This is a genomic window from Aquabacterium sp. UBA2148, from assembly GCF_002328915.1.
Taxonomy (GTDB): Bacteria; Pseudomonadota; Gammaproteobacteria; order Burkholderiales; family Burkholderiaceae_C; genus Aquabacterium; species Aquabacterium parvum.
In genome coordinates this window covers 1-4,550 of the sequence record NZ_DCXA01000156.1, presented here as the reverse complement: position 1 = coordinate 4,550, position 4,550 = coordinate 1, and the positions used below count along the sequence as shown (strand labels likewise).

The window sequence follows — 4,550 nt, the reverse complement described above, 5'->3', positions numbered from 1 at the left end:
GGATTAAAAGTCCGCTGCTCTACCGACTGAGCTACCGACCCCCAGCAAAGCCTGCGATTGTAGCCCAGGTTTTCACCTCAAGTCCAGCCGGGCAGCGAACTCAACGCTGCGGCGTTGCAGCCACGACTCGATCAATCAGCAGCGCCGCAGCCACCATGCCAAAGGTGGCTGTCACGGTGACGCTGGAGCCATAGCCTGCACAGTTCAGCGAGCCATCCACGGCCCCGGCCGCATCGACGTCGCCGAGCTCGCAGCGGTCTTGTGGAGGGCGCACAGCTTCACGCGAGAACACGCACGTCACGCCCATGCGCCCCTTGCGCGCCGCGCCGTGCCGCTGCCTCAGGCGCTGACGCAGGCTGGCCAGCAAGGGGTCGTGCGTGACATCGGCCAGATCGGCCACCTCCACCTGCTGCGGCTGCACCTTGCCCCCCGCGGCCCCCACGCACACCATGGCGCAGCGGTGCGCAATCGCCCAAGCTGCGATGGCGGCCTTGGCTCGCACCTGATCGCAACAGTCGATGACGCCGTCGAGCCGGTCGGCCTGCAGCAGCTGCGAAACGTTGTCCTCGTCGATGAACTCCTCGACCGCTTGCACCACGCAATCTGGGTGGATCCGGGCAATGCGGTCGCGCAAGGCGTGCACCTTGGCCTGCCCCAGCGTGTCCTCCAAGGCGTGCACCTGGCGGTTGATGTTGGACTCGGCCACTTGATCGAGGTCGATCAAGGTGAGCTCGGCCACGCCGCTGCGCGCCAGGGCCTCGGCCGTCCACGAGCCCACGCCACCGACGCCCACGACCGCGATGCGCGCACCGCGCAAGCGCTCGTAGCCTGCCGGGCCGTGCAATCGACGCAGCCCGCCAAAGCGTCGATCCGGATCAGGGCGACTGGCCTGGGCAAGCAGCTCGGCCTGGGTTTTGTTGGTCATGCGTCACCCGGGGCCGTTATCGGCCGTTGCGGCAGGGCGACGTCCTTCACGCCGGCAGCCTGGCTCCACAACGCGCTCATTTGCCCTTGCGCGCAGGCGCCTTGGGGGGCGCGAGCAGCAGCAGGCGATCGCGCGCGGCCTGCGCGGCCTCGGTCTGCGGATGCTGACGAACGAGTTGCTCAAGCGTGCGACGAGCCGCCTCGTTGTCTTTGAGCTCGGACTGGCAGTTGGCGATGGAGAGCATGGCCTCGGGGGCACGCAGGTGATCCGGGGCGCGCTCCACCAAAGCACGGAAAGCCTTGATGGCTTCCTTGTGGTCACGCAGGCCGTAGTGGGCATTGCCCAGCCAATACTGGGCAGACTCGGCGTACCCGGTTTGGGGGTAGCGCTTGAGGAATGCATTGAGGGCTGCGGCGCCACCAGCAAAGTCGGCGGCACGGAGGCGCGCGATGGCGTCATCGAAGGCGCGTTTTTCGTCGGCGTCGGCCAGGAAGGTCTTGCCGTCGACCGTCATCGATTGAGGCTCGAGCTTGCGCACGCGCTCGTCGAAAGCGGACTGGGCGTCTTTCTGCTTGCGCTGCAACTCGGAGGCGTCGCGCTGCAGCACCTCGACGCTGCCTCGCTGGCTGGCCACTTCGCCACGCAACAGCTCGATCTGGGCATTCATGTCGAGCAGGCTGCGGCGCAGTTGCTCCACTTGGGCGGACAAGGCCTGCAAGCGGGCGTCGGCTGACTCCGCATCCTGCTTGCGCTGCTGGCGCATTTCCAGGATGGCACGGCGAGCTTCGTCGTCATCGAAGATGCCCGCGTGCGACGTCAGGGGCGCGATCAAGGCAGCCAGGCAAACAGCCTGGCACAGGGCCAGGCCGCGCCAGCGCCCCATGCGGATGGTGAGGGGCGCGAAGTTCATCAACGGTCCTTGATTTCAGCGCGACGGTTCTGGGCCCACGCCTCTTCGGTGCCACCTTGGGCGGCAGGGCGCTCTTCGCCGAAGCTCACGGCCTCGACCTGGTCGGCCGACACGCCCAGCAGGGTCAGGGACTTCTGAACGGCCTCGGCGCGCTTTTGGCCCAGGGCCAGGTTGTACTCGCGGCCACCGCGCTCGTCGGTGTGGCCTTCGACGATGATCTTCTTGGCCTTGTTGGCGTTCAGGCGCTTGGCGTGGCCGGCGATGCCGTCACGGAACTCGTCCTTGACGATGAAGCTGTCGAAATCGAAGTAGACGACCTTGGGCAGGTTGCCGAAAGCAGCGTCGTTGGCAGTCGGGTCGACCACCACCGGGGTGATGTTGCTGGCGGCGGTGCCACGACCATCGTTCAGGCCCTTGCTGGCGTCTTCGATGGGTGCTGCCTTGCCGGCGTTTTCGTCGAGCTTGACGTTGGAGCCGCAGGCGCCGAGCAAGGCTGCAGCGGCGAGGGCGGTGCCCAGCAGGGCGAAGCGAGAGAGGAAGGGGCGAGCGGTGTGTTGCATGGGTTTCTCCTGGAAAGACGAGGTCAGCGTCGTTGGGTGAGGTAAGGCCCCCAGACCGGCTCGCGCACATCGGCGACCTGGGTGGTCAGCTTGGCCTTGATGCGGCCATCGAGCGTGCTGGTCATGAGGACTTCCCGGCCTTGCAGCCGGGTGGCGTAAATCAGTTGCCTGCTGTTGGGCGCGAAGCCGGGGCTTTCGTCGTCGCGGGTCTCGGTGATGGCCTTGACCTGGCCGCTGGAGAGGTCCATCACGTGGACCTTGTAGCCGCGCTCGACCTGGCCCACGTAGGCCAGCCAGCGCCCATCAGGGCTGATGGCCGGGCTGATGTTGTACGCACCCGAGAAGGTGACGCGCTGAGCGCTGCCACCGGCCACCGGCACACGGTAGACCTGGGGGCTGCCGCCGCGGTCGCTGACGAAGTAGAGCGTGGCGCCGTCAGGCGACCAGGTCGCCTCGGTGTCGATGGCGCTGCTTTGCGTCAGGCGCCTTGTGCTGCCCCCGTCGACGTCGAGGATGTGGATCTGCGAGCCGCCATCGCGGCTGAGCGTGACAGCGAGCTGGCGGCCATCGGGCGACCAGGCCGGCGCGCTGTTGCTGCCTTTGAAGCCGGCCACCACGCGGCGGCGGCCCGAGGCCACATCGTGCACGATGACCACGGGCTTGCCGGTCTCGAACGAAACATAGGCCAGGTTGCGGCCATCGGGCGACCAGGCCGGCGAGATGATGGGTTGGCTGCTGGCCAGCGGCACCTGCGCCCCCTCGCCGTCGGCATCGGCCACGATGAGCTGATGCTGCTTGCCCACCTTGCTGACATAGGCGATGCGGGTGGCAAAGGCGCCGCGGTCACCGGTGAGTTTCTCGAAGATGTCGTCGGCGATGCGGTGGGCCATCAGGCGCAGGTCACCAGGGTGCACGGCCTGCGACAGGCCCCCCAGGTCCTTGCCCTTGAGCGCGTCCCAGAGGCGGTAACGCACATCCCAGCGACCATCGGCCAACTGGGCAACAGAGCCCGCCACCAGGGCATCGACACCACGCCCCTTCCAGTCCGACAGGACTGGCTTGCTGGCGTCGTCAAGCTGGGTGGACCCAGCGTCCGTGGCCTTGAACAGCCCGCTGCGTTCAAGGTCGGCCTGGATCACGGCGGACAGGGCAACGGGGCAACGCCCCTCGTCGCGGAAGCGGGCGATGGCGATCGGGACCTGGGTGGCGCCGACGCCGGAGATCTCGACGCGAAACTGAGCCAGGGCCGAGGCCACTGGTGCGCCGGCACCCATGGCCAGCAGGGCCGAGCCCCCGAGCAGACGCAGACAGGCCGAACGTCGTGAATCTGGCGAATCAGGCGAATCGGAAATGGTCATGGGGCGAATCAAAACAGCGGAGCGGATCCTGGGGATCACAGAGATGGAGCACCCCCGATTGTGCCGTGGCTTGGCGGCATCTTCGCTTGGCTGGCCTGGTGAGCCGACGCGTTTCGGGTCAACTTCTGTAAAGCCAGGCAGCCGAGGCAGACGTCAAAGCAGCACGATGTCGTACTGCTCAGGCGACATCGAGGGCTCGGTGCGCAACGACACGGGCTTGCCGATGAAGTCACTCAGACCCGCCAGGTGGGCGCTCTCTTCGTCGAGCAGCATCTCCACCACGGCGGCGCTGGCCACAACACGGAACTCCTTGGGGTTGAACTGCCGGGCCTCGCGCAAGATCTCGCGCAGGATGTTGTAGCAGACGGTGCGCGCGGTCTTGACCTGCCCCCTGCCTTCGCAGGTCGGGCAAGGCTCGCACAGCATGTGGGCCAGCGACTCGCGGGTGCGTTTGCGCGTCATCTCGACCAGGCCCAGCGGCGAGAACCCGCTGACCGTGACCTTGGTGCGGTCGCGCCCGAGCTGCTTGCGGAACTCGGCCAGCACGTTGTCGCGGTGGTCCTCGCGCAGCATGTCGATGAAGTCGATGATGATGATGCCGCCGAGGTTGCGCAAACGCAGTTGCCGAGCGATGGCTTGCGCAGCCTCCAGGTTGGTCTTGAAGATGGTGTCGTCGAAGTTGCGCGCGCCCACGTAGCCACCGGTGTTGACGTCGACGGTGGTCAGCGCCTCGGTCTGGTCGACGATGAGGTAGCGGCCGGACTTGAGCTCGACGCGGCGGGCCAGCGCGCGCTCGA

Annotated in this window: 5 protein-coding genes and 1 tRNA gene (1 of these 6 running past the window's edge); all 6 read right to left on the bottom strand. The window is 67.0% G+C overall.

From position 1 onward, the window contains the following. Positions 1 to 41 (bottom strand) — tRNA-OTHER (locus B2W70_RS08510); it reaches 104 nt to the left of the window's first position. Positions 42 to 100: 59 nt separating this feature from the next. After that, entirely contained in the window at positions 101 to 925 is an 825-nt protein-coding gene (locus tag B2W70_RS08505) for a tRNA threonylcarbamoyladenosine dehydratase (protein ID WP_286744778.1), read from the bottom strand. Positions 926 to 1,001: 76 nt separating this feature from the next. Next, positions 1,002 to 1,835: a tol-pal system protein YbgF gene (gene ybgF / locus B2W70_RS08500; RefSeq protein WP_286744777.1), complete on the bottom strand. Its 834-nt coding sequence runs from the start codon at positions 1,833 to 1,835 to the stop codon at positions 1,002 to 1,004. Then, a complete protein-coding gene (pal, locus tag B2W70_RS08495) occupies positions 1,835 to 2,395 on the bottom strand; it encodes a peptidoglycan-associated lipoprotein Pal (RefSeq protein ID WP_286744774.1) in 561 nt (186 codons plus the stop codon). Before pal ends, ybgF begins: the two co-directional genes overlap by 1 nt. Before the next feature lie 23 nt (positions 2,396 to 2,418). Further along, the gene (gene tolB, locus B2W70_RS08490) at positions 2,419 to 3,753 is read right to left on the bottom strand and encodes a Tol-Pal system beta propeller repeat protein TolB (RefSeq protein WP_414631038.1); all 1,335 of its coding nucleotides are present in this window, start codon (positions 3,751 to 3,753) and stop codon (positions 2,419 to 2,421) included. A gap of 153 nt (positions 3,754 to 3,906) precedes the next feature. Beyond that, positions 3,907 to 4,550 (bottom strand): ribonuclease E/G (locus B2W70_RS08485; protein ID WP_286744756.1); only part of this gene is annotated, 644 nt, incomplete at its 5' end.